Origin of the sequence: Corynebacterium sp. MSK041, assembly GCF_030232265.1 — a bacterium.
Lineage (GTDB): Bacteria > Actinomycetota > Actinomycetes > Mycobacteriales > Mycobacteriaceae > Corynebacterium.
This window is the reverse complement of the sequence record NZ_JASPJK010000004.1, coordinates 57,734-83,220: the sequence shown is the minus strand read 5'-3', so window position 1 is coordinate 83,220 and position 25,487 is coordinate 57,734. Positions and strand designations below refer to the sequence as shown.

The window sequence follows — 25,487 nt, the reverse complement described above, 5'->3', positions numbered from 1 at the left end:
CTTCGTGTTCTAGAGGTTCGTGTTCGGAATCCGCCCCTCATGCGCGACCTTGTCGCCATCCCAGTAGTACGTCACCGTGCTGTTGTACTTCGGTGCTTCGACGTTCGCGTCACCAGATTCATGTAGCGCTTCCCAGTCCTTGTACAGAACAGTGAAGCTGCCGCCATCCTTCGGCGTGATCTCCATCGCCTGCTGCGGCGCAGTGGAGTCAATACCGATGTACTCCCCCTTGTGGAACATCAGAATCAGGGTTCCGAACTGCGCATTCCCCTGTTTCGCCTGCGTCACGAGCGCATAACTCAGATCCCCACACGAGTCATAATTCGTGCGCCCCGTAAATACCCAGCCCCCGTACTCGTTCGGATACTTCTCATTCACCTCCGCCGTAGCTTTGTGAATCTCCGGCGACGCAGGATCCGTGTTGCAGTCTTTCTCGCCTTCTTTCTCACGTTCCGTCTGAGTCGTGGTCACTTCGACCGTGGACTCGGCCGCACTATCATCCGCGGCACGATCCGCCTGCGACCCAGTAACCTCCAGCGACGGTTCCGCAAGATTGGAGCTTTCACCATTGCTGCATCCCGCAAGGAAAACAGCGCCGGACAGCGCCATCCCCGCACAGATTCGGCTCACGATATTGACCTGCTTGCCTTCGTGCATGCCTTTAAGCATTGGAATCACCAGCTTTCTGTTCAGGGATAAGAACGCAGCGTGCACTCGATTCTACGTGGACCACACCCATTCGGAGGACGCTCCGACCATTCTGATTCACCCGCCACGCATCACACACGGCGCACTACTTTCGACTTTTCCCTGCTTGATCGTGGTCTCACCGGGAACATTTCCCCATCAGGTCTGCCTCTTACCCGTGCCGCTGCTCGCGGTCGATGAGCCCCGGCCCTCCCCATGGCGCGGTTGACTGCCGAGTTTTCCGCCGGGTCCGCCCCATTGAACTCTATGCGCGTACTTCCAGACCTAACTAGGCCCGCCCGCCCCGTTCCCGGGTCATATTCCATATGTCCCTTGCCGTGACTACCGTCTCTTTCATCATTGTTGCACCTATGGTGCTCCCGGCACAGCCCGGTGAGGTTGGAGATATCGGTCCGACCACCCTTGATCCAGGCGATGATGTGGTGGATCTCGCACTCCGACAGTGGCGCAGTACACCCAGTCCACGTGCAGACTCCCTGCACCGCGAGCAACGCGATGCGCTGGGCGATAGATGCACAACGTGTACGCCCCATCGACAGGGGCACTCCCGTCACACCATCCAACTGAAGCACGAAATGCGTGGGCCCTTCCGAGCCATCAAGGCCAAGGCGGACCAGGTCGAAGACATCAACCTCGATCCCCGTATTCGTCATGAACGTGGTCTGGCCATCCGCATCCGCCAAATCATCCAAAGTCATCGGCACAACCACCGAAGCAGCACCACCAGTGACTTTCTGCTGGTCCGACTCATGCTTTTGGAAGATTGAGAAGAACTGGTCGTACCGGCGCTGAGCCGGGCTCCGGTAGTCCGTCTCATCCGGATTCATGTTGCTATTGGGCGCCAGCCCCTTATCCGAATGAGCCTTAATCAAAGCCGCGTGGCCAGCAGTGGTGGTCAACGTAACGTCCACGGACCCATCAGGCTTTCTGCGCCCAATATGCAATCCACGATTCTCAAATCCCGCATTCGGGTTGGTGCGCGGAGCGTGCTCACGGTTTGCTTCCTCAACAAGACGGCGAACAAAGTACCGCAGATCCTTCGCGTCCCGCTTATCTGCTTGTTTCATGGCTTCGGCATGGATACGCGTACGCTCACCACGCGCAGCCTTCAACAGCTTGTCCAGCTCCCTGCGAATAACGTTCTGTTTCTCCGCCGACACCGCAGCAGCCCGCCGACGCGACTCCTCCTGAGCACGACGCCGCTCTTCTGCCGCACGTCGCTTCTCTTCCTCGGCGTCCTGCTCGACGCCCGATGAACCTGTGAACAAATCCTCCCCTGGGTCACCTTCAGGCTCCTCGGGATCCCCCGCCGACTCCGGTGGCGGCGCAAACAAGTCCCTGCCACGCGCGAGCCTGTCATAGGCCTCCCCCGGTGAGAGCCCCAGCCGGTTCTGCAAATAGGCATTGGGGCGACTAGCACCAACCAACCTACCCGCCTCATCACGTTCGCACACATAGGCGAAACAGGCATCGATCAAAGCCTTCGAATTGAAGAAGTCTTCAAGCTTCTCCATGTCCCCAGCGACATCCGCCAGAGTAACAGTCGAGGGATCCGCGAACTCATCACGCAACTGCATTAGCGCATTTCCAATGGTTGCAACCAGCTGCGAAACTTTAGCGGACATTTCCCCCTCCTTCCCCTAAGGATGTTGTTAATTCACCTTATCGGCCACTAACAACATCCTATCCCACCCAAACACGGTTACGCAAGGGTGTTCGAGAACTTTTTCGAGAAAGCCTTCAGAGAAGGCCCTTCCGAAAAATCCCCTACTTCACCCGAATCATACGAGTCAAGGTCCCCTGCCAGTACGCCCCATCCGGTGTGATCATCCCGGTCAGCTGCAGTGGCAAGTCTCCAGGCAGATGGCCAACCTGACGGCGCGCAACCTCTTCGCCCGTGTCCGCGCTGATGCCCACGAGGTCAACGCTCAACCGCGCCGGATCGGTACTGAGGGACCAGATCATGCGGTCTTTCTCCGTCAGAATCGGCAGGGTCTCAATCTTGCGTGGCTTCTCCCAGACGCGTTCGCAGGTGACACCGGCACCCTCATCAGGCTTAACGTCGATACGCGTAAGCCCTCCCGTAAACGGCGCGAACATCGGACGAGCCATACCTTCAACCGCATTCGGCGGGTACACGAAGCCGTACGTGGAAGGAATCCACAGCGTGTTCCCGCTAGCCATGATGGAATTTTCCGTGCCTGGCCCGCCGCTGGTGAACGCCGGCATCACGCAGACGTCGTTGCCGGTTTCGGAGTCCAAGACGATGAGATTCGGGGAGCCATCCGCATTATCGACGATCGCCTGCCACTTCCCTCCCGGCCCAAACACCGTCGGCGTTGTTCCTGAGCCCCATGACAACTGACCTGGCTTGCGCGCACTGCCGCGGTCATAGTCACGGCGCCACTTGAGCTCAATGGAACTACCGTTGTAGAAGACCTCATTGAGCGAATGACTGGTAAGAACGCTCATGCCGTTGGGTCTACCCGTCAGGCCATTAGCAACGATTTCACCACCTGGTGCCTGCGCGAGCGGGCGAGTGATAATCCGCGAGCCATCAATAACACCGATGGTGGAGTACTTCGTCACAAACCACGTACGACCAGCGCCGTCAGAGGCCAGCCCCGCCAAAGGCGTACCGGCCGGCAGACCAAGCGGCGTGCGCTGTTCGATGGTCAGGTGCCACCGCCCATGATCAAAGTGGTGCCCAATGCGCAGCACGTCCGTGCCTTCAGCAATGACAATCTCGTCCTGCTCATCCAGGTAGCCATACACGCCACCGAGCAGCGATGCCTTCCGCAGTTCCAAGGTGGCCAGCGGCTGCGCGGTGTTCGGATCGAAGAGAACAACGGACGGCACGACCACGTCGAGACCCAGCGGATTCTTGTGTTTTTGTTCCGTGCCCACATACTTGGTGCACAATCCAAGCACCATGCCATTGGACGCCTGGAAAACCGTGGAGCATGTTCCCTGAGGCACCGACCAATGCAGCTGCCCAGCGGCATTGGGGCCGGCCCACGGAACAGCATCGGAGGATTCCACATCCCGGTGCATCAGCCGGGTCCCGGTGGGCGCAGGTTGAGCTTGAGCTTGGGCGACACCGCCGCCAACAACTGCCCCGGCCACAAGGAGGGCAGCAATACGCAGAGATAACTTCATTCACGGGATATTAGCAGCAAATTCCAAGCAATATGCCACTTGAGAGACTGGAAACCACTAGCAGCGACCAGCAACCACTAACGCCCCAAAAACTCCATCCACTGCTCCCACTCGCGCTCAACTTGCGCCTTCCCCAGGGCGTAGTTGGCGGTGAGCTTGGCTAGATTTCGTTCGGATGCGTCCACGCTCATCGCTTCCGGGAAGAACACCTGCGCGCGCCCTTCTTTTTCGAGTTCGAGGATGCGGCGTTTAGAAGCGTTGTAGCGCCCGGGCCGCACGATAAGGGCTTCAGCCACGGCGGGGTGCTTGGAAAACAGCCTGCGCGTGGCCGTCGGCCGTGTCACTGTTGGACGCACGTAGGAGCGTTCCTTAGTGGCAAGGACGAGGAATTTTTGGAAGCCGGCTTTCTCCGCGGCGCTAATAAGCAAGCCCCCTGAATACCCGAGCGCGCCGTCTACATACGGAATGCCGTCGATGAAGCCCATCGGCATGACTTTCGGCACTGTTGAGGATGCGCGGGCGATGAGGCCGATGCTTTCCGGCGAGTCGATGGTGCGGCGCGTCCACTGCTCGGTGTGCCCCGTGTCGGCGCGAACTGCTTCAATGTGAACTTCGATGTCACTGTTGGCTTGGAAGGTCTCCCAGTCGAAGGGCAGGACATCACCGGAGCGTTCGTAGATGAACTCGGCGTTGAAGTATCCGTGCCCCCGCGCAAAGGACATCCACCCACCAAATTGTTCGTGCGCGGCAAAGGTAGTGAAGGATTCGCGTGCGCGGTGAGCATCCTGCGACACGTAGTTGAACGTGTGCACGGAGCCCGCCGATACACCGCCGACCCAGCCGAAGCGCACGTTTTCCTCGATGAGCTTCACTATGGCTGGCGCGGTGTACGAATTGCGCATTCCGCCACCTTCAATAACTAAGGCAGTATCGGACGCGTCAATCATGTCCCTGATTGTAGGACTGCGGGAGCTTTATCGCTTATCGACGTCCCCCGCGCCCCACCCTTAGCCCTCCAGGAACGCCTTGATGGCGGGCCACTCACGCTCAAGCTGTTCTTCACCAGCAGCAAAGTTCGCTTCGAGCTTGGGCACCTTGAGCTCGGTGTTTTCAATCATCATGTTCTCCGGGAAGAAAGCGTATGCGCGACCTTCCTTCTCCAGCTCAATGATGCGGTCCTTGGCCCGGTTGTACTCATCAGCGCGCTCAATCGTGCGGCGCGCGACCTCAGGGTACTTGGGGAACATGCGGCGAATCATCGCCGGACGGTTTGGCTGCTCACGGACATAGTCACGGTCCTTGGTGGCCAGGACGAGGAATTTGGAGTAGCCGGCCCGCTCTGCTGCATCGATAACCAAACCGCCACCGTCACCCAGAGCACCATCGACGTATGGGACATCATCGATGTAGGCCATGGGCATGAGCATGGGCATGGTGGAGGAACAACGGATGACCAGGTTAATAAAGTCCTCGTCCGTCAGCTGCTCATTATTAAAGGCCACGGATTCACCGGTGTCCGCCCGCACTGCCTCAATGTGGACGTCTGTCTCAGTCGCATTGAAAGTATCCAGATCAAACGGCAAAAGGCCACCACGGTCCTGGAACATGAACTCCGCATTCAACAGACCACGCCCCAGCGCGAGGGAACGGAGACCACCAATCTTCGGGTGCCCCATGAAGGTGGTGAAGGCCTCGCGCGTGCGTTGCGCGTCGCGGGAGAGCAGGTTCACGGCGTGAATCGCGCCAGCGGAAACGCCACCAACCCAGCCAAATTGCACGTCCTCTTCGATCAGTTTCATGATCGCTGGGGCCGTGTACGAGTTACGGGTTCCTCCGCCCTCAATGATCAGGGCGGTATCGCGTGCATCAATCATGGTTCACCACTCTACGGGTGAAGCTACTCATTTGCCGTTAGAAACCACCATCTGCCGGTTTTTCAGGCTCAGCATCAGCCCGATCATCAGCCTGAACGTCGTCTGCCAAGCGCTCCAGAAAAGCACGAATCTTGCGCTGAAACAGCACCGCTTTATCGGCGCGTGGCCCCGCCTGAATCATCGTCTTAGCCTCAAGCCCCATCTGCAGTTCCTTGGCGCGCAGGATCTCCGCATCGAGCTTGACCCCCAACAACAACACGATGTTCATCACCCAGATGGCCACAAGCACGGCAAGCACCGCACCGAATGCACCGTAGGCACTGCGCACACCGAAGGTGGAGATGTACCACCCAAACAGTGCCCACGCCGCACCGATCACCAGCATGGCAAATACCGCCCCCACGGTGAGCAGGCGGAAACGGCCAGGGCGAACATTCGGTGCGAAGTAGAACAGGCAGGACAGCAACACCACGGCCGTGACCACCACTGCTGGGTAGCGCAACCATTCCCACACCGGCAGCAAGATCTGGTTGAGGTAGTTCACCACTCCTTGTAGCCTCAGTGGCTCCGCGATGGGGCCCACCACGGCGTTGATGATGTCTTCGCGCAGAACCAGCGCCGCCATCACCACAACGAGTCCAGCCACCAGCAGCAAGGTGATCGCCCACATGGTCAACCACGTCACCCACAAGCTGCGGCCTTCCGTCCGGCCATAAATCACGTTGGTACTGCGCGAAAACGCGCGCACATAGGCAGACGCGGATAACAGGGAAATCATGATGGAGATTGTCAGCGCGATCGTGCTTTGCGCTGGCGTGCCCACCACGGTGAGGAAAAGTTCCATCGCCTGCGGCTGCAGGGCTTCAGGCACGGTGTTATCAATGAACCCGCCGATCATGGTGCGCAGCTCTGTTTGATCGGTGGGAAAGAGCAAGGTCACGGTGGAATAAAACGCCAACAACGTCGGCGCAAAGGCAGTGACACTGAAAAATGTCATGGACGCGCCCCGGTCGGTGATGGCAAGGGGCCCAAAATCAAAGACCGTGCGCGCCAGCACGAGTTTCCACCCTTTCCACCCCAGCCGGTTGCCACGCTGCAGCACATTCTGCTCGGTGACATCGCGGTCAAGGGCATCGATCGGCCCCGGGCCGTAGGGCTGGATGAGGGTGGGGCCGTCGATAAGCTTGTCCTCCATGATTTCACCCTAACGCGAGTAGGGTGTGGCCATGACTTCTGTGACAGTGGCGGGCCTGTTTACACCCAACGGCGAGCTCGGCTTCAACGCGAGCCCTGCTGAGTCCCTCTTCATTCTGGCGCTACTTTTCGCCCCGGCGATTCTCATCTTCACCATCGTCATGGTGTTTCTGCGTCGCAGACGTGCCCCACAAGAGATCACCGCGCGCACGCTCAAGGTTCACACGGCGAATCTCTCGCCGGACACAGATGAAATCATCGTGATCATCACGGTCGACGAAGAGACGTTTAACAAGCTCATGCTTATCGACGGCCCCTGTCGCCTCACCTCCCCCACCGCCCGCCCCGTGACCTTCCAAACCGGGGTTCGTGGCGGTGCACCGACCCTCGATCCGAATACTGGCTGGACCATTCCCGTGACTGCCGCGACGCAGGCAGAGTTGCGTGCGCTTCCTGCAGGACCGGGTGAACACGAACTGGCCACAGTGCACGTGGCCATCGTGGTGGAATAGCCCTACTTGCGCACGAGGTAACCCGAACGAATCTGCACCGTACGGATCACCGCGGATACGAGCGCGAGCGATGCCAGCACCCAGTACGGCAGCGACGGCCCAACGTAGCCATGCAGCCACTCAATGAGTGGCGGGAAACCAAAGCCAATGTAGGTGGCCACGTAGTACACACCGATCACGGAACCACGCTTTTCCGGTGGGGAGAACGTATCCACATCCAGCAGACCTTCACGCAAGCACAAGCCGTATGCCAGCCCGAGGAAAATTGCGGCCAACACAAACACAACGAGCGACGGCGTAGCACCCCCGAGTGCCGCCAACACAAATCCCGTGGCAGAGCACACCGCACCAATCACGCCGGAGATCGGCCCGAAATGGAAGCGACGGCCCAAAGCCTGAATAACCAAGCCCGAACCGAAGGCCACCACCGCAGCCACACCCGGCATAAACGCACTTGATTCAAAGTGGTTGCCCACGCGTCCAGCAAGAACTATGACGGCACTGGTCATGGATGCAAAGACCCACAGGCCCATGGGGAACGCCGTGAACAAGGCCTTCGCCGTTGACTTCTCAATCACCGGTGCAGGTGTTTGTTCCTCAGCATCATGCGCCGGCGCCACCTGAACTTCATGGAAGTTCGGCACATCCCCGGCGAGGAAGGAGTACGCAATCGCGGCGATGGACAGCACGATGGAGGCGATGTACGGGATGTAAATCGCGTAATGCCCACTGACCAGGTGCGCGATAATGCCGGAAGCGATGGGGCCAAGCATGAACCCGGAGGTGAGGAAGATGCCAGCCAACGTTGTACCGGATGCCCCGCGCAGGCGGCCTGCCCACGCAGTACCTGCACTGACCACCAGCCCTACACCGAGACCGATGACAAACCGGGCGCCCAACAACACCGCTGTGTGCTGCTGCCAGAACATCAGAACAACGTTGCCCAGCATGGCTACCGTGGACCCCAACAACACCGCCGGGCGGGAACCAAATCGGTCCGCTACCAACCCGCCAGCAATCAGACATGGGAACAGCCCTAGCGCATAAATACCGTAGGCACTATTCACCAGCAGGGTGGACATCTCCCAGTCTTCGCGTAGTACCACCAGCACGGAAGCAAAATGGTTCGCGGCCCATCCCGCGCTAATCAAAAAAGCGATGACGCTTGCGAACACAATGTTCGGCGACGACTTCCCCGCACTCATGCTGGTTGGCATTCGGTAGATCCTCCTCACTCATGGCTGAGATTGACAGTTGCAGTACTGCGATACACAGAGAAAATTGTGACCTGCGTTACTATACATCTTTTACCTGCCCGAACTCCTAGGATTGGGTTTTATGAATTCCCCGATGATGCCGTGGGACCGCCCCGCCACTGCCCAACCGCAAGCGCTTTCACTCCTCGGTGCCTTGGAATCCCAGCAGGAAATGAGTTGGGTATGCACACCCGAGCACGCGCCGGATGCGCTGGATCCCGCCGTTATCGCCTCAGTGGAGGAAGCCACAGCACGCTTGGACCGTCTCGCACCGTGGATCGCGCAGACCTTCCCCGCGACGGCCCAAGAACCCCACCCGGGCCGAATCGAATCCGCACTCGAGCCCACCCCCGACACACAGACCTATGTCACCGAACTCATGGGCTTCCCCTTACCCGGTGAGCTGTGGGTCAAACGCGATGACAGTCTGCCCATCAGTGGCTCCATCAAAGCCCGCGGTGGAATCCATGAGGTTCTCCGCCTGGCGGAGGAATACCCCGAACCTGAGCAACGAGCCGAACTCACCTTGTCTGTTGCCTCTACCGGCAACCTCGGTCTCGCTGTAGGCACCATCGGCCCTCGCCTGGGCTTCCCCACCGTGGTGCACATGTCCACCGAAGCGAAGCAGTGGAAGAAAGACTCACTGCGCGCCGGTGGCGCCACTGTGGTTGAGCACCCTGGACTGTTCACTGACACCGTCGCCGCCGCACGGGATGCTGCCGCCGACGATCCGGCCACGTTCTTCATCGATGATGAAAACTCCCCCGGACTTTTCGCCGGTTATGCCGTGGCTGGCCAGCGCCTGAAAGAACAATTCGATTCCCTCGGACGCACCTTCACCCCGGACACGCCCCTCAATGTCTACCTGCCCTGCGGCGTGGGCGGCGGCCCGGGTGGTCTGGCCTTCGGTCTGAAGCTTGCTTTCGGGGATAGCGTCCACTGCCACTTCGTTGAACCCGTGGCCAGCCCCTGCTTCATGCTGGGCGCGGCAACCGGGAAAGGTGCCGCGGTGAACTGCGCCGATTATGGGCTCAGCGGACGCACCGTCGCCGACGGTTTGGCTGTACAAAGCCCGTCACCTTTTGCTTTTGAGCACGCCGCCCACCTGATCAGTGGTTTCCACACCGTCGACGATGTGACCACGCTCGCCAGCGTCAACTGGCTGGAGCGCACCTCAGGCATCTCCGTGGAACCGTCGGCCGCCGCTGGACTGACCATCCCCTGGCGCCTGCCAACCGAAGAGATGCCCGCGGACACTACTCATCTCGTGTGGCTCACCGGCGGCTCCCTCATCCCCGTGCGTGACCGAGACCGGCTGCGTGGTCAGGCCGCCACAGCGGCCCTGCAGTGGAGTGCGCGTTAGAGCACTACTCCGCTGCAGATTCCTTCGCCACTGCCTCCCCCACGCGCCTACCGGAGTGGATGCAACCACCAAGGAAGGTGCCTTCCAGGGCATTCTTGCCGTGGTAGCCGCCACCACCGAAGCCAGAAACCTCACCGCAGGCGTACAGGCCCGGGAATACGGAACCATCACTGTGCAGTGCGCGCCCGTCCAAGTCGGTTTCCACGCCGCCGAGGGTCTTACGGGTGAGCACGTGCAGTTTGACGGCGATGAGGGGGCCCTTCTTTTCGTCGAGAAGCCTGTGTGGCTCCGCGCAACGCACGATCTTGTCGCCTAGGAAGTTCCGGGCGGTGCGGATGTAGTTGATCTGTGCGTCCTTGGAGAAGGAGTTGGTCAGCTGCGCATCACGGTCGACTACCTGCTTGCGCACGAGCTCCGCATCCACCTCAATGCCGTCATCGCCCAGCTCATTCATCTTGGCCACCAGCTCTTCCAAAGTGTCCGCGATGACCCAGTCAGCGCCGTTATCCATGAAGGCCTTCACCGCCGGGTGTGTGCCCGGACCGAGTTTGCCCGCCAGCTTCTTGATGGACTTGTCGGTCAGGTCAGGGTTTTGCTCCGAGCCGGAGAAAATGAACTCCTTATCCGCAATGTGCTGGTTGAGCACGAACCAGGAGTAACCGTGCCCCGTCCGCCCGATGTGGGCGAGTGCTGCGAGGTTATCGGAGCCCGGGAACAGGTTCGTTGGCAAACGCTTGCCCGTCGCATCCAGCCACATAGACGACGGCCCAGGAATAATTCGAATGCCGTGGCCCGGCCAGATCGGATCCCAGTTGATCATGCCTTCCGGGTAGTGCCACATGCGGTCCGTGTTCACTAGGTTCGCGCCAGCTTTTTCGGCGATGGTGATACCGCGCCCATCGACATGCTCTGGCACACCGGTGACCATGTCCTTTGGACACGGCCCCCAACGATCCTCCGGCCACATCTCGCGCACCTTGTCCACGTTGCCGCCAATGCCACCGGTGGAAATCACCACCGCATCACCGCGGATCTCAAACGGCTCCAGCTCATCATTATTCGAGGCCTCACCACGTGGCCGCGGATCATCTACCAGCACCATTCCCCGCACCCCCACTGCGCGGCCATTCTCGACGATGATCTCATCCATCCGGTGACGGAACTTGAACTCCACCTGGCCTGCTTCTTCGGCGCGCTCCACCGGTTCACGGAACACGCGCACAACCTCCGGGCCAGTGCCCCAGGTGAGGTGGAAACGCGGCACCGTGTTGCCGTGGCCAGACGCATCACCCGAGCCACGCTCAGCCCAACCGACGGTAGGCAGCACGCGCAACCCCAGCTCCTTCAGGTACCCGTGCATCTCATTTGACGCGAAGCGCACGTACTCCCGGCCCCACTTCCGTGGCCAGTAATCATGATCCGCATCGTCATAGTCCGCTGAGTTCTGCCAGTCAGTCCAGGCCAGATCCTCAAAGTCTTTAGCCCCCATCAGCTTCTGCTCCGGTGTGCCCACCATGAACAATCCACCGAGTGACCAGAACGCCTGGCCACCAAGGTTTGCTCGACTTTCCTGCTCAATGAAGACGACCTTGCGGCCCGCTTTAACGGCTTCATGCCCTGCCACCAGGCCTGCCAGGCCTGCGCCAACAATGATGATCGGATCAGTTGATTTCATGGGCCAAATAGTAGCTGGGACAAAACATTAAGGAGGCGGTTCACACAAAAAGATTCCTTCCCTGTCATCCACCGCTCCCCCGGCACGTCATCGGCGGTCACGGTAACGTGAGCGGAAGACTTCCCCGCTGCGAAGCAGGAGCAGCCACAAAGAAAGGTTTAAGTTCGACGATGAAGATTGCAGTACTCGGTGGCGATGGTTTTTGCGGATGGCCAGCATCCCTGCACCTCTCGGACATTGGGCACGACGTCACCATCGTGGACAACCTTTCCCGACGCCGCATTGATAAGGAGCTGGGGGCGGAATCCCTCACACCTATCGCCACTACTGAAGAACGCTTGGCCGCTTGGAAGGAAGTCTCCGGCAAGGCGATTAACTTCCGCAATATTGACGTGGCGCAAGACTACGACGGCCTACTCGCCTTCATCGAAGAATTCCAGCCTGACGCCGTCATCCACTTCGCTGAACAGCGCGCCGCGCCGTATTCCATGAAGAATTCGGTGACCAAGCGCTACACCGTGGACAACAACGTCAACGCCACCCACAACCTGCTCGTTGCCGTGGTGGAATCCGGCCTGAACATCCACATCGTCCACCTGGGCACGATGGGTGTGTACGGCTACGGCACCGCCGGCATGAAGATCCCGGAAGGCTACCTGGATATCAAGGTGGATACCGGCGAGGAGCTCATTGACCAGCAGATCCTCTATCCCACCAACCCGGGTTCGGTGTACCACATGACCAAGGTGCTGGACCAGAATCTCTTTGCCTACTACGCCAAGAATGATGAGTTGCGTATTACGGATCTGCACCAGGGCATCATTTGGGGCACGCACACCCCGCAGACGGAACGCGATGAGCGCCTGATCAACCGCTTTGATTATGACGGCGATTACGGCACCGTACTCAACCGTTTCCTCATGCAGGCCGCCATCGGCTACCCGCTCACCGTGCACGGCACCGGCGGGCAGACCCGCGCCTTCATTCACATCCGTGACATGGTCAAGTGCATCCAGCTAGCTTTGGAGAATCCGCCTACCAACGGTGACCGGGTGAAGATTTTCAACCAGATGACGGAGACTCACCGCGTGCGCGATCTGGCCCAGCTCGTGGCCAAGATTTCTGGCACGGACTTCGCGCTTGTTCCCAACCCACGCAAGGAAGCAGATGAGAACGAGCTGCACGTGACCAATGACACCTTCCTCAGCCTTGGTCTGCAGCCCACCAAGCTCGCCGAGGGTCTCCTCCAAGAGGTCGAGGAAGTGGCCAAGAAGTACGCCCACCGCGTGGACCGCACCAAGATCCCAGCCCGTTCCCTGTGGACGCGCAACCAAGCCGAGGGCGTCCCAGAATCCGAGCGTTAATCCAGCAGGACAACGAATAACAACGAACAATACCATGCGCATTGCCATCTTCACCGAGGTGTTCCTGCCCAAGGTTGACGGTGTGGTCACCCGCATCATTCGCACTGTTGATCAGCTGGCGGAACTCGGCCATGAGGTGCTCATCTTGGCCACCGGTGATACACCGGATACCTACGCCGGTTTCCGAGTCGTGCGTGCTCCGAGTATCTCCTTGCACAAGATTTACCCCGAAGTAAAGGTCGGTCTTCCCTCCTCGTCGGTGGCACGCGAGCTCGTTCATTTTCAGCCAGACATCGTGCACGCAGTCAACCCGGTTTTCTTCGCTGGCTATGGCGCACTCCTTGCCCGCCGCCACAAGATTCCGCTGCTCGCCTCCTTTCACACCGATGTGCCTGCGTACACGAAAGAGCTGGGTATCGGCTTCGCGGAGAAACCCGCCACTGCTCTTATCCGCGCCCTGCACAATCGCGCCCAGCTCAACCTGGTCACATCGGGGCCGATGATGGACACCGCCGCGGGTTACGGTTTCCGCAACCTCGCGTTGTGGCCCAAAGCAGTAGATACCGTGGGCTATCACCCGGAAAAGGCCAATCCCGCTATGCGTGCGAAGCTCACCGACGGGAATCCGGACGCACCGCTGCTCATCTACGTTGGTCGTGTGAGCGCGGAGAAAAACCTCGCGCTTCTCGCCGATGTCATGCCTCTTCTGCGCCAAAAAGTGCCCAGCGCGCGCTTGGCCATGGTGGGCGCTGGCCCGCAGCTTGAGCAGCTGAAACAGACCTTGGATCCCACCTACACCGTGTTCACTGGTTACATGTCGGGCGAGCCACTCGCCCAAGCTTTTGCCTCAGCGGACGTATTCGCGTTTCCCTCGCTCACGGAAACTCTCGGCCTCGTCGCTCTCGAAGCGTTCGCGTCCGGTATCCCCGTCGTGGGCGCACGTGCGGGTGGCATCCCCTTTGTCATCGACGATGGTGAGACAGGTTTCCTCGTGGACAAGGAGGCCGCACCAGCCCAGTGGGCCGAGGTTTTCGCACAATTGCTTATCGACGCTCCCCGCCGCCACGCCATGCGCACCGCCGCCCGCGCGGAGGCACAACGTTGGTCCTGGCGCGCGGCGACGGAGACCCTCGTCGAGTACTACGAGGACTGTACTAACCGGTTTAACCGGGGCGAATAACAAAGAAGTCCCCTACCCCATCCCAGGTAGCAGCCACTGCCCCATCATCAGCAGCAATGAATGCTGCCTCACCGGGCCCAAGCGCCACGGAACCATCCAGTTCCAACTGTCCCGCCACAACCAGGACAATCGCCGGACCGTCAGACAGCGTGGTTTCCCCCGCCTCCTGGCTGGTATATCGGCTTACCGCGAAGTCCTTCACCGGCACCGGATACTCAGTGCAGCGAACTGATCCCCGCACCGCTTCTTCTACGTGCGTGACAACATCCAAGGTGGGGTCCGCGATGGGCGAGAAGATGAGCACATCCATCAACTCATCCACATCAATGTGCTTGCTGGTCAACCCCCCGCGCAGCACATTGTCCGAGTTCGCCATGACCTCCACGCCAAAGCCCTCAAGATAGGCGTGCAAGTTACCAGCGGGCAGAAAGACTGCCTCGCCCGGTTCCAACACAATGTGGTTGAGCAACAGCGCCGCCAGGACACCCACGTCGCTGGGGAATTCCTGCCCGATGAACACAATGTTCTCCGCCAGACGCGCCACATCCGAATCAGCATGACCTGCCGCGGCGATCTCTCCCGCACGAGCTACAACCGCATCCACCAGCGGTGTTGGGTTGTCCAGGTTCAGCCAGTGGCGCAGCAATGCCTCCAAGGAGCCGTCGACAAGCACTCTTGCCACCTCATCGAGTTCTGGCATCTCAAACGCTTCGAGCAAACGCACCGTGTCCTCGATGGGACGGAAACCCGCCATCGCACGGAACGGTGTGAGGGCAACGAGAATCTCCGGCTTGTGGTTCTCGTCCTTGTAATTGCGGTGCGAGGCATCACGAGGAATACCCGCCGCATCCTCTCGCGCAAAACCTTCCTTAGCCTGCGCAATGGAGGGATGCGCCTGAATGGACAGCGGCTGCTTCGCAGCGAGTAATTTCACCAAAAACGGCAGGCGGCTATCCCAATCAGTGGCCGTCTTCTCCCCCAAAACCTGCACGGGATTCGCAGCGATAACTGCATCGAGCGGCCCTGCCGTCGTGCCGGAAGGCGCACTCGGGTGAGCACCGAACCACAGTTCTGCTTCCGGCTCATCACCCGGCTTGCGCCCTTGAAGCATGGCAATGCTACTTGTGTCACCCCACGCGTAATGTTGCAGGATTCCAGTGAGCTTAAGCATGGCCAAGAACGCTTTCTGTGTGGTTGGCTAGTCTTCCCGCAATCATAGCTAGCGCACACAAAAGCGGCGCGAACCTCGCTTGAGGCCGCGCCGCTTAACTGTGAACCTCGCTAGGTCCTAGCGAATCTCACCCGGTGCTTTACGCGTCGGCAGAATGCGCGGGCGAACCCCAGCGATCTCCTCGACGATGCGGATCACCTGGTTGGAGTAACCAAACTCGTTGTCGTACCAGACGTACAGCACGAGGTGGTTGCCGGTGGCAATGGTGGCAAGGCCATCAACGATGCCGGCGTGGGTGGTGCCCACGAAGTCGGTGGAAACGATGTCCGGGGAGTTGATGTAATCAATCTGCTGACGCAGGTTGGAGTCCGTGGACACGCGACGCAGGTAGTTATTCACCTCATCGCGGGTGACCTCACTCTCCAGGTCCAGGTTCAGCACAGCCATGGACACGTCCGGGGTAGGAACGCGGATGGCGTTACCGGTGAGCTTGCCCTCAAACTCCGGCAGAGCCTTGGACACTGCGCTTGCAGCACCCGTCTCGGTGAGGACCATGTTCAGTGCAGCAGCGCGACCACGGCGGGCACCCTTGTGGAAGTTATCGGCCAGGTTCTGGTCATTCGTGTAGGAGTGAACCGTTTCCACGTGACCGTGCTTCACACCCCAACGGTCACCGATAACCTTGAGCACCGGCGTAATCGCGTTGGTGGTGCAGGATGCTGCGGACAGCACGCGATCCTGATCCGAATCGTCGATCATGTCGTGGTTCACGCCGTAGACGATGTTCTTCACATCGCCCTTGCCCGGCGCGGTGAGCAGTGCGCGGGAGACGCCCTTGGACTTGAGGTGCTGGGACAGGCCCGCACGGTCGCGCCAGCGGCCGGTGTTGTCCACCACGATTGCGTCATTGATGCCGTAGGCGGTGTAGTCAATCGTTGCCGGATCATCGGAGTAGATCATCTGGATCGGGGTGCCGTTAGCCCAGATGACCTCCTTCTCCTTGTCCACGGTGATGGTGCCGTTGAACGGGCCGTGCACGGAGTCACGGCGCAGCAGCGACGCACGCTTCACCACATCATCATCGCCCTTCTTACGCACCACGACAGCACGCAGACGCACGCCACCGTACTGGGCCTCGCGGGCAATGAGAATGCGGGCGAGCAGGCGACCGATGCGGCCGAAGCCGTATAGGACGACATCACGTGGCACACGGTGGCTGTCACCACCAATGACCTCAGCGAGCTCCTCCTCCAGGAAGGTGCGCAGTTCCACACCCTCGGTGCGACTGTAGTTCTTAGCCAGGCGACCCAGGTCAATGGAGGAGGTACCCAGGTTCATGGTGGTCAGCTCGCGCAAGATCGGCAGCGTTGCATCCAACGGCAGTTCACGCTCCACCACGCGGCGTGCGTAGCGGTGAGCCTTGATGATCTCAATGTCAGTCATACCCACCAGCAGGCGACCGTAGATGGAGGTCACCGCATTGTTCTCGCGGTGAAGCTGGCTGATCAGCGGCAGCATCTCCTGAGCGAGGGTGAGTTTGTGGTTCCAGTCATCCATCGCGTTGGACGGGGAGTTCGGATTGATCGGGTTTTCAGCGTTCACAATTCAGTCCTTGTGCACTACTCGAAGGGTCTAATAACCAGCAGCTCTACTCTATCGCGTCGCGATATTTTTCGGGCTCAGGCTCCGGTTCAAAGGTCGCATCGTTGCTTTTATCCACCAAAACGGCACGAACGCCTTCCAAGAAATCATTCTCCCGGCGCAGAATCAGTCCCAGCTTGTCCTCATTCTCCAACGCAGTGGCCAGGTCACAGTGGGAGTTAGCCAGCATCAATTCAGCCGTGGCAACGAGGGAAGACGGCGAGGCCTGTGTGATGAGTGGTTCCACAACCTCAGCCAGACGACCGTCGAGGCGCTTCTTAATCTCGGGCCATGGGTGGACAAAGACATCGTCGAGAAGCACGTACAGCTCTTCGAGCTCCTCGTACTCCTTCAGATCCGGCTTCACCGCAACCTCGTCAAGCACACCCACGCCCTCATTAATAATTCGCTCCGCAAGACCATGAAGCGATTCCACGAGGTGCGTAGCCAGGCCCGTGGCCACCATTTCATGCGCGTTGAGCCGGTAACCCGTCAACGCGAGGAACATGCCCAGACCCAGCGTTGGGTGACCAGGAAGGTTTTGCAGCCTCCAGCTCATGCCCACATCCGTGAAGTAACCGATGTTCATCTCCGGCATTGACGCAAACGCATCCGGCGTAACCACCAAGTAGCTACCGTGCGCGGACAAGCCCAGGCCACCGCCCATCACTACACCTGAGATGAGCGAGACAAACGGCTTGGGGTACTCCGCGATCATCAAATTCATCTCATACTCGCGGCGGAAGAACTCATCGATTTCCTCGTGCCGTCCAGCGATGATCGCCTCACGCGCGTATCGCACATCCCCGCCCGCGCAGAAATGCTTGCCCGACGAAACGACGAGCACCTGCTCAATCGCATCATCATCCCGCCACGCTTTGAGTGCATCAATGATCGGATACAGCATTTCCGGATTGAGCGAGTTCAGCGCCTTCGGCCGATCAAGCGTGATCACGCCGGTAGACTGCGCCACGTCAATCCGCACTGGTGGATTCAAAGTTTCTGCCATGAAACCAGTGTTCCACAGTTCACGGGAAGCCCGCGCAAAATTCGCACATTGCTTATCGACGGTCCATAGCCCCATAAAGGGGTAAGATCGATCCTTCTCCTACCTAAACCCGCAGGCAAAAGAACTTACTAAAAAGAGATGGAACTTCGCGAGGGCCTCTGACTATTCTGTTATCCAGAGGCGCCGCCCTCGCCAGATCTTTCTGGGGACAACGGTCGCCTAGAGCCCGTCGAGCTGCTGGCCGGCGGGCTCAGTTACGCTTGCCCCATTCTCTTCAATCCAACGTGTTCACGATCGAGATCTCTCCGAGGAACTGCTCAAAGTAATAGCTCGTTTTATCCTTATGCGTCTTTGAACGTCGGAATGCCATCGCAGAAAGATCGGGCAGCCAAAGCAGATACTCATCCTTTGGTGATACCAAAAGCAATCGAGTGTGACGGCTCAAACGTTTTTCAGCGCGAAGACTTTTAACCACGCGCCTATCCGCATCATTCTGGGCGTTGGTTTGACGCTTTTCTATAACGATCAGTCGCAGTCCCGGACAGTGACGCTGCACAACTATCAGCAGTTCCCTTAGACACTCTTCACGCGCCGAGCTAACTACCTCGTTTGCGTCCCCCTGCTTAGGCAAGTTTTTCTTGTACGCAAAAACGTGGCAATCTCGCACGCGTCGGCAGTACTCAAGCAACTCTTCGGCCTTCGCATGCCCTTCATCGGTTTGAAGCGCCTCGGTAGTGTGCCAGTAAGCCTGTCCGACAATTTCGAGCAATTCTCTTCGCGTCTCTTCAAGGTAAAATTCCTGAACTAGCACTCCACAGACCACGTAGAAAGAGTGATCAAGCTTTTCCTCGGGCCTATTAAATGTCTCATCCACGTAGAGCACAAAATGCTCGCCACTGAGATTCTTATAAGCGCTGTCGAGAACGATCTTGTCCACTGAAGTCCTTAGTTTTGGCAATTCTGTCTGCGGTGTTTGCGTCAGCCTAGCGAGCACGTACGACACGCGCCTCTGTGCAATCCAAAAGATCCTTTCCCAATTAGGTCATACTAACGTTTGCTAATTCCCCCCACGTTCCTCGGACAACGCTCTCGCCCTTGCTTCTTAGGCAAGCCTTACTGTAGCAAGATTAGGGAAACCTTAGTCCACGAAACGGGAGGATAACCCCACCATGACCACCGCTACCGCCGAGGCAACCTCGATCTCCACCCTCCTGCGCGAAGGCACCGCTGCCGCCCACACGGAAGCTGAGAACACCTCGTTCATGGCGAACCTCACCCGCGGCGAACTCGCCCGCGAAGACGCAGTGAACCTCACCGCGCAGTACTACTTCATCTACACCGCACTCGAGAACATCGCCCGCCGTGGCCGCGCCACCAATGACGCTGTTGCTTCCATCGCTGATGCCCGCCTGGATCGCCTCCCCTCCCTTGAAGCTGACCTCGCCGCCATGATCGGCCCGAACTGGCGCGAAGAGATCACCGCCCTGCCAGCAACCACCCGCTACGTCGCCGAACTGGAAGCCATCTCCCCCGACGACGCCCCCGCCATCATCGCCCACCACTACGTCCGCTACTTGGGTGACATCGCCGGCGGCCAGGTCATCGCCCGCATGCTCGAAGGCCACTACGGCCTCGCCGCTGAGGAGCTCACGTTCTATGACTTCTCCGCGATCGGCAAAATCCCCCCGTTCCGCAAGAACTACAAAGACGCGCTCGATACGCTGCCTTTCAGCGACACCGAGCGCGCCTCCTTGCTCGCCCACGCACAAAACGCCTTCTGCCTGAACAGCGCCGTGTTTGCCGACCTGGCAAGCATCAGCCCCGTTCTGCAGGGACGTTAAGTTCTACCTGTCCACGATGAGGAGCGCGACAAACATAATCACCGCGCTCACACCCGCCGCAATCACGCCACCCGTCATGGCGTAATCACCCGGGAAGAGGAAGAGAGCCGCGCCAGCAACAGCCAGAACCAACGCCCATGCCACACCAAGGGCGATGCCAGCTGAACCACGGCCGAAATCTTCCGCCCATTCATATTCTGGATGCTTATTCCGCTCCGCCTGGCGTGCGCGGCGATCAGGCATGTAGGACATCGCCACAATAGTGAGCAACAAGCCAAGCGCCCCCACAATTGCGACCACCATGTTGCCTGCGGCACCACCGAAGGCAAGAACAGCGGTCGCCAGCACAATGGCACCCCGTTCCCAGGCCTCGAACTTCAGGCGCCGATTCGGATCTTTCACCGGATCAATAACCTGAGGAGAAGGAATGCGGCGCATGGTTTGGGTGTCGTCATTGTGTAGGGAGTTCACAATCAACCTTTCGTTTGATCTTTTTAAAAATTCAAGTTAGCCTACCCTCTAAACCCAGGCAACTATCCAGGTATTTTCCACACCCTAAGGACGCTCATGTTCAGGAATAAGCTGGCCGCAGTCACCGCAGCGGCTTCCATCGCCACACTCGGTGCTGGCGCCCCTATGATTGCGATGTCGCCATTGGCTTTCGCTCAGACTCCAGATGTCATGCAGCCTTTTGCCAACTCGGCTTCCCACCGCGCTGTGGTCGATGGCGAAATGGACTGGGCCATTAGGGAATCCTTCCGCGATTACATCCAAGGCAAAATTGCCAAAGGCAATATCACTTTCAATGGCCAGCCGTTCAATAGCAGCGAGCCATTCAAATTCAACGCCAAGAAGTCGAGCATGAGCTCAGCCACCGACGGTCTCATCTCCTTCGATGGTGAGGTCCACTTCTACGGCCACGGCGGCATCCTGGACCTGAAGCTTTCTAACTTCCGCCTGCTCATCAAGGGCACCCAGGCCCAAATCATCGTTGATGGTGAAGGCCCCAAATTCGTGGACACCACCACCAAGGGCCCGCACACCGTTTGGAAGGACACCCCTCTCGCCAACATTGAGCTGAGCAACACGCTCGACTTCACGGCGAGCACGGTGCGCATCTCTGGACCAACCTCCTTGGGTTCTAACGCGAAGACCCTCGACATGTTCGGCGGCTTCTACGAGGCAAATGAGGAGATGGCTCCCGTCGACATCGTTTTGAAGGTTGACGACGAAGCAGGTGCAGCACCAGAACTCGGCCTCGATATCGAAGGCTGGGACGGCTCCGGTTCGGGCTCTACCGGAAGCGCACCCAAGAAGGGGACGCCCGCTGCACTGATCGGCGACATCAACTCAACGCTCTCTGAGCTCAACAAACTGATGACCACCACCGATTCTTTGTTGAACAACGCGGACAAGTTGTTTAACCGCAAGCCCTCCGTGGCTGTCAGCACTGGTACTCCCGGAACGTCGGCACCATCGAACAACAATGCTGGTAATAACGCTGGCGCCAACACTGGCAACAACAATGCCGGCGGTGGCGCGGGGGCAGGCACGGGCGGGCTGCCACGGAGCAATAACTCCGGCCCAGTTGGCGGTACTGCTGTCTCCCCCGCCGCTCGATCCAACGAGGGTGCCGCGAATGCCCAGGCATCTGGCGGATCCGGCTCCGGTGAGGTGTGTGCGGATGATGGCGCACGCGGTGTGCAGCAAGCAAGTGCTGCATGGGGTGTCCGTCAGTCCTTCCGTAACTACATCAAGGGCTCCATCGCTAAGGGCGGCTGGGAGTTGAGTGGTGTCACTGATGCCAACAACGCATTCCAGTGGACCGGTACGTCTGGTGCCGTCAACGTGAACAATAAGTCCGGCTCCATTCTGTTCCCAGGCGCGATTCGTTTCACAGGCCACAATGGAATTCTGGACACCCGCTTCTCCAACATGGAGATCCAGTTCTCTGGCAATTCTGGCCAGTTGGTTCTCAACACCAAGTCCAATGACGTCGACGGTAATCCCCATGATTTCGGCCGTGTGACCATTGCAGACTTGAACTTCACTCAGCTCGACATCAGTGAAGGTTCCATTCAGGGACAGGCAACCACCACCCTGACTGGGGCCGGCGCTGAAGCATTTGGCCAGTTCTACGAGGCTGGAACCGCACTGGACCCCATCTCCTTTACTGCTCAGCTTGGCGGTGCACCGAACTGTGTCGACGGCCAGGGGGCAGCCAACTCCGGCGCAAGTACCGGTCAGGGCGGCAGCGCAAGCCAGGCGGCCGCGCTGCGTTCCTCGGGCGGCGGCACCAGCTCCGCAACCGGCACGGCTTCTAGTAGTGGCAAGTCCGGCGGCACCAGCGCTTCCGGCTCAGGAGCATCGGCTAGCGGCGTCTCTGTTTTTGACGAAAAGGATGGCGTGGACAGTGAATCGAAGTCTAAGAGCCTCGGGGAAAACCAGTTCCAGATCAAGTCTGCTGGTGAAGACGGAGTGACTTGGGACGACAGTTCGGTTGCACAGATCCTTGTTATCCTTGCTTCCTTTGTTACGTCTGGCGGCGTGCTCACCCGCTTTGTCCTGAAGAACTAGCAGCTTCGTTCCCGGAAGTTGCCTCACAAAACCTCGTTGGAAAGATCGACAGTGAAGAAAACACTCATCGGCCTCGTTATGGCTGCGTCCCTGGCTTTCGTGTCCGGTTGCGCGTCTTGGGATAACCCGACTTCGTCCCAGACGCAGAAGCTGGCGGATTCTCTCAATGCCACGCAAGATCCACATCAGATGCAAGGGGTCTCTCACGTTGATACTTTAAGCGAGGTTGAGCCCGTCATCTCCAACCCAAAGCCAGCGCTGCCCGTGGTGCTGACGGATGCTGATGGTTACGAAGTGTCGGTGGAAGATACTTCCCGCATCCTGGCGCTCGACCTATACGGCACCTACACAAAGATCCTTCGTGGTTTGGGCATGACCGAGAACATCGTTGGGCGAACGGTCTCCTCGACCGAGAAATCGCTCGAGCACCTCCCCACAGTGACTGAGGGTGGCCACACGCTCAACGCTGAGGCAATCCTGAATCTCAAGCCCTCCCTGGTGATCGTGGACCACTCCGTGGGACCTGAAGAGGCCATTGATCAAATTCGCAATGCGGGCGTCACCGTTGTTGTGATGAAGCCAGACCGCAAGCTGGATTCGATCGGCGACGATATTCGCCACCTTTCCTCGGTGGTTGGCCTTCCGAATGCCGGTGAAGAACTGGCTGAGCGCACCGAGAAGGAGCTTGAGGAAGCACTCACCGCCATCAAGAACGTTATTCCGGATACTCCGCTGCGCATGTCCTTCCTGTACGCACGAGGTACCGGTGGCATTTTCTACCTGCTCGGTAACGGCGACCACACCCAGGATCTCATCGAAGCTCTGGGGGGCGTGGATGTGAACTCTGAAAACGGCATCGGCAGCCCTGTCCCAGCCAGTCCTGAAGCATTGGCTGAGGTGAACCCTGAGCTGTTCATCATGATGACAGGCGGGCTTGAGTCCACAGGCAACATCGAAGGCCTGCTTCAGCGCCCTGGTGTGGCTCAAACTGATGCTGGCCAGAACCGTCGCGTCCTTGTTCTGCCTGATGGTGATTCGCTCGCCTACGGGCCGCAGACTCCTGAGATGCTGCTGCGCGCCGCGCACGCACTCTACGGTGGGTCCGACGAGAACTAATGACAAAGCCGACTCAACTAGCCGCTTTCCAAAAGCGGCGTACACGACGCATTGTTCTGTTCTGCGTCATGGCCGTACTTCTCACGGCCACCTGTATTTACTCCATCACGGTTGGCCAGTACGAGCTTGATCTGGGCGAGCTGTGGCCCATTCTCACAGCCGGCCCCATGGCCGCGACGGATCTTGATTCATCAGTCATCTGGCAGATTCGCCTGCCCCGCCTTGTGCTCGGCCTCTTCGTCGGCGCTGCGCTCGGATTGGGTGGCGCGCTGATGCAAGCGGTGTTTTCTAACCCTCTTGCGGAGCCGTCCATCATCGGTGTCACCAGTGGTGCTGGCGTCGGTGCGGCCTTTGCCATCGTCTTTGGCGCAGGGATTCTCGGCTCCTGGTCTGTGCCCGCAAGCGCATTCATCGCCGGCGTTCTCACCACGCTGCTCGTGTACCAGCTTTCCCGTACATCTGGGAAAGTTCAGGTGCTATACCTTGTTTTGGTGGGTATCGCCGCGAATGCCATCGCCGGCGCCGCCATCTCTATGCTTGTTTTCCTCGCGCCTACCACGGCGCGTGAACAGATTATCTTCTGGCAGATGGGCACCCTCGCCGGTGCGAACTGGGAACACACCGGCATCGTGGCAATCATCGTGACAGCCACCACCGCATTCGCCATGTTCTTGGGCAAGAAGCTCGATCTTCTCGCACTGGGCGATACAGCCGCCTCGCACGTCGGCTTGAACGTCCAGCGCGTGCGCATCGTCGCGATTGCCTTATCGACGTTGCTTACAGCCGCCGCCGTCTCCTTCGCCGGCATCATTACCTTCGTCGGTTTGGTGATTCCTCACATCGTGCGCACGGTGGCAGGGCCTTCGAACCGCATCCTCCTCCCCGCCTCGGCCATCGGTGGCGCACTGCTGATCGGCTCATCGGATATTCTTGCGCGCACACTCATTCCGTTCGCGGATCTGCCCATCGGTATTTTCACCGCCCTCATTGGCGGGCCAACGTTCTTCTTCTTGCTGCGGCAGATGATTCGGAAGCGTAGGACACTATGACGGTTGAAGCTCACGGCATCACAGTTATCAAGAATGGCAACCGCATCCTCGAAGATGTGTCGTTCACTGCCCCAGCCGGGAAAGTGACAGCACTCATCGGACCAAACGGTTCTGGTAAATCCACGTTGCTCGCCGCTGTCTCCGGCGATGACAAGCCTCACAGTGGAACTGTCAGCCTGAGTGGAGTCAACGCATTCGATGCCTCCTCCCTTGAGCTGGCACAGACGCGCTCTGTCATGCTGCAAGACATCTCAATCGCCTTTTCCTTCCTCGTCCGCGATGTTGTGGAAATGGGACGCACCCCGTGGAGCAAGGTCAGCGAGCCGGACCACGATGAGGCAATTATCGACGCCGCTCTTGAAGCCGCCGGCGTCACCCACTTGCAGGACCGCGACATCACCACCCTCTCCGGTGGCGAGCGTGCCCGCGTGGCACTCGCCCGCATCCTCGCCCAGCAAACCCCTATCGTCTTCCTCGATGAGCCCACCGCCGCCATGGATATCCGCTTCCAGGAGCGCACCATGGGCACGGTGCGCCGCCTCGCGGAAGCTGGCCGCACTGTCATCGTGGTCCTTCACAACCTTCAGGCTGCAGCGACCTACTGCGACAACGTCGTGTGCTTAAGCCGCGGCAAAGTCGAGGCTGCAGGCACCGTCGATGAGGTGTACACCGACGAGATTCTCTCCCGCGTTTACGAGTGGCCCATCCACGTTGAAAAGACCCCCACCGGGCTTTTCGTCCATCCCGAACCCGAAGAATGGCACGGGGGATCACCCCTCTTCACCCCCTCAACCTAAA

At 59.1% G+C, this 25,487-nt stretch carries 22 protein-coding genes; 9 read left to right on the top strand and 13 right to left on the bottom strand.

Annotated features, from left to right (window positions below; genetic code table 11):
• Positions 1 to 9: 9 nt before the first annotated feature.
• The 6 genes from QP968_RS05345 to QP968_RS05320 form a co-directional block, all read right to left on the bottom strand.
• The gene (locus QP968_RS05345) at positions 10 to 657 is read right to left on the bottom strand and encodes an LppP/LprE family lipoprotein (RefSeq protein WP_284855377.1); all 648 of its coding nucleotides are present in this window, start codon (positions 655 to 657) and stop codon (positions 10 to 12) included.
• Between the two features lie 122 nt (positions 658 to 779).
• Positions 780 to 2,333 carry an HNH endonuclease signature motif containing protein gene (locus tag QP968_RS05340; RefSeq protein ID WP_284855376.1) on the bottom strand — a complete coding sequence of 518 codons (1,554 nt, stop codon included), beginning with the start codon at positions 2,331 to 2,333 and terminating at the stop codon, positions 780 to 782.
• Between the two features lie 142 nt (positions 2,334 to 2,475).
• Positions 2,476 to 3,867, bottom strand: a complete 1,392-nt coding sequence (locus tag QP968_RS05335; RefSeq protein ID WP_284855375.1) for a hypothetical protein — start codon at positions 3,865 to 3,867, stop codon at positions 2,476 to 2,478.
• A 77-nt stretch (positions 3,868 to 3,944) separates the two neighbouring features.
• Positions 3,945 to 4,814, bottom strand: coding sequence for a patatin-like phospholipase family protein (locus QP968_RS05330; RefSeq protein ID WP_284855374.1), 870 nt, complete (start codon positions 4,812 to 4,814; stop codon positions 3,945 to 3,947).
• A 60-nt stretch (positions 4,815 to 4,874) separates the two neighbouring features.
• Entirely contained in the window at positions 4,875 to 5,741 is an 867-nt protein-coding gene (locus QP968_RS05325) for a patatin-like phospholipase family protein (RefSeq protein ID WP_284855373.1), read from the bottom strand.
• Positions 5,742 to 5,778: 37 nt separating this feature from the next.
• Positions 5,779 to 6,936 (bottom strand): YihY/virulence factor BrkB family protein, encoded by a 1,158-nt coding sequence (locus tag QP968_RS05320; protein ID WP_284855372.1) that lies wholly within the window; start codon positions 6,934 to 6,936, stop codon positions 5,779 to 5,781.
• 31 nt (positions 6,937 to 6,967) lie between these two features.
• On the opposite strand from QP968_RS05320, the gene QP968_RS05315 reads away from it, so the two are divergent.
• Entirely contained in the window at positions 6,968 to 7,447 is a 480-nt protein-coding gene (locus tag QP968_RS05315) for a hypothetical protein (protein WP_284855371.1), read from the top strand.
• A 2-nt stretch (positions 7,448 to 7,449) separates the two neighbouring features.
• Here QP968_RS05315 and QP968_RS05310 read toward each other — a convergent pair whose 3' ends face one another.
• On the bottom strand, positions 7,450 to 8,664 hold the full coding sequence (locus tag QP968_RS05310; protein WP_284855370.1) for an MFS transporter: 1,215 nt from the start codon (positions 8,662 to 8,664) through the stop codon (positions 7,450 to 7,452).
• A 121-nt stretch (positions 8,665 to 8,785) separates the two neighbouring features.
• Here QP968_RS05310 and dsdA point away from each other — a divergent pair, with 121 nt between their 5' ends.
• Positions 8,786 to 10,066: a D-serine ammonia-lyase gene (gene dsdA / locus QP968_RS05305; RefSeq protein WP_284855369.1), complete on the top strand. Its 1,281-nt coding sequence runs from the start codon at positions 8,786 to 8,788 to the stop codon at positions 10,064 to 10,066.
• Positions 10,067 to 10,070: 4 nt separating this feature from the next.
• Here dsdA and QP968_RS05300 read toward each other — a convergent pair whose 3' ends face one another.
• Complete coding sequence (locus tag QP968_RS05300; RefSeq protein ID WP_284855368.1) at positions 10,071 to 11,741, bottom strand: FAD-binding dehydrogenase; 1,671 nt, start codon at positions 11,739 to 11,741, stop codon at positions 10,071 to 10,073.
• 170 nt (positions 11,742 to 11,911) lie between these two features.
• Between QP968_RS05300 and QP968_RS05295 the strand changes: the two genes are divergently transcribed.
• Positions 11,912 to 13,105 (top strand): NAD-dependent epimerase/dehydratase family protein, encoded by a 1,194-nt coding sequence (locus tag QP968_RS05295; protein WP_284855367.1) that lies wholly within the window; start codon positions 11,912 to 11,914, stop codon positions 13,103 to 13,105.
• Positions 13,106 to 13,139: 34 nt separating this feature from the next.
• A complete protein-coding gene (locus QP968_RS05290) occupies positions 13,140 to 14,285 on the top strand; it encodes a glycosyltransferase family 4 protein (RefSeq protein WP_284855366.1) in 1,146 nt (381 codons plus the stop codon).
• Here the strand turns inward: QP968_RS05290 and manA are convergent.
• From manA to QP968_RS05270, 4 genes are all read right to left on the bottom strand, one after another.
• Positions 14,269 to 15,456 carry a mannose-6-phosphate isomerase, class I gene (gene manA / locus QP968_RS05285; protein WP_284855365.1) on the bottom strand — a complete coding sequence of 396 codons (1,188 nt, stop codon included), beginning with the start codon at positions 15,454 to 15,456 and terminating at the stop codon, positions 14,269 to 14,271. The two genes, QP968_RS05290 and manA, sit on opposite strands and share 17 nt — an antisense overlap.
• A 117-nt stretch (positions 15,457 to 15,573) precedes the next feature.
• On the bottom strand, positions 15,574 to 17,013 hold the full coding sequence (locus QP968_RS05280) for a glyceraldehyde-3-phosphate dehydrogenase (protein ID WP_284855429.1): 1,440 nt from the start codon (positions 17,011 to 17,013) through the stop codon (positions 15,574 to 15,576).
• A 91-nt stretch (positions 17,014 to 17,104) separates the two neighbouring features.
• On the bottom strand, positions 17,105 to 18,106 hold the full coding sequence (locus tag QP968_RS05275) for a 3-hydroxyisobutyryl-CoA hydrolase (RefSeq protein ID WP_284855364.1): 1,002 nt from the start codon (positions 18,104 to 18,106) through the stop codon (positions 17,105 to 17,107).
• Positions 18,107 to 18,380: 274 nt separating this feature from the next.
• Positions 18,381 to 19,043 carry a hypothetical protein gene (locus QP968_RS05270; protein WP_284855363.1) on the bottom strand — a complete coding sequence of 221 codons (663 nt, stop codon included), beginning with the start codon at positions 19,041 to 19,043 and terminating at the stop codon, positions 18,381 to 18,383.
• Positions 19,044 to 19,275: 232 nt separating this feature from the next.
• Here QP968_RS05270 and QP968_RS05265 point away from each other — a divergent pair, with 232 nt between their 5' ends.
• The gene (locus QP968_RS05265; RefSeq protein WP_284855362.1) at positions 19,276 to 19,947 is read left to right on the top strand and encodes a biliverdin-producing heme oxygenase; all 672 of its coding nucleotides are present in this window, start codon (positions 19,276 to 19,278) and stop codon (positions 19,945 to 19,947) included.
• Positions 19,948 to 19,950: 3 nt separating this feature from the next.
• Here the strand turns inward: QP968_RS05265 and QP968_RS05260 are convergent, their stop codons facing one another.
• Positions 19,951 to 20,418 carry a hypothetical protein gene (locus QP968_RS05260; RefSeq protein ID WP_284855361.1) on the bottom strand — a complete coding sequence of 156 codons (468 nt, stop codon included), beginning with the start codon at positions 20,416 to 20,418 and terminating at the stop codon, positions 19,951 to 19,953.
• A gap of 96 nt (positions 20,419 to 20,514) precedes the next feature.
• Here QP968_RS05260 and QP968_RS05255 point away from each other — a divergent pair, with 96 nt between their 5' ends.
• The 4 genes from QP968_RS05255 (at position 20,515) to QP968_RS05240 (ending at position 25,486) form a co-directional block, all read left to right on the top strand.
• Positions 20,515 to 22,524, top strand: a complete 2,010-nt coding sequence (locus QP968_RS05255) for an HtaA domain-containing protein (protein ID WP_284855360.1) — start codon at positions 20,515 to 20,517, stop codon at positions 22,522 to 22,524.
• 78 nt (positions 22,525 to 22,602) lie between these two features.
• Positions 22,603 to 23,640 carry a heme/hemin ABC transporter substrate-binding protein gene (locus QP968_RS05250; RefSeq protein ID WP_350309333.1) on the top strand — a complete coding sequence of 346 codons (1,038 nt, stop codon included), beginning with the start codon at positions 22,603 to 22,605 and terminating at the stop codon, positions 23,638 to 23,640.
• Complete coding sequence (locus QP968_RS05245) at positions 23,640 to 24,689, top strand: FecCD family ABC transporter permease (RefSeq protein ID WP_284855358.1); 1,050 nt, start codon at positions 23,640 to 23,642, stop codon at positions 24,687 to 24,689. Before QP968_RS05250 ends, QP968_RS05245 begins: the two co-directional genes overlap by 1 nt.
• On the top strand, positions 24,686 to 25,486 hold the full coding sequence (locus tag QP968_RS05240) for a heme ABC transporter ATP-binding protein (protein ID WP_284855357.1): 801 nt from the start codon (positions 24,686 to 24,688) through the stop codon (positions 25,484 to 25,486). The genes QP968_RS05245 and QP968_RS05240 overlap by 4 nt, the downstream gene beginning before the upstream one ends.
• Position 25,487 lies beyond the last annotated feature (1 nt).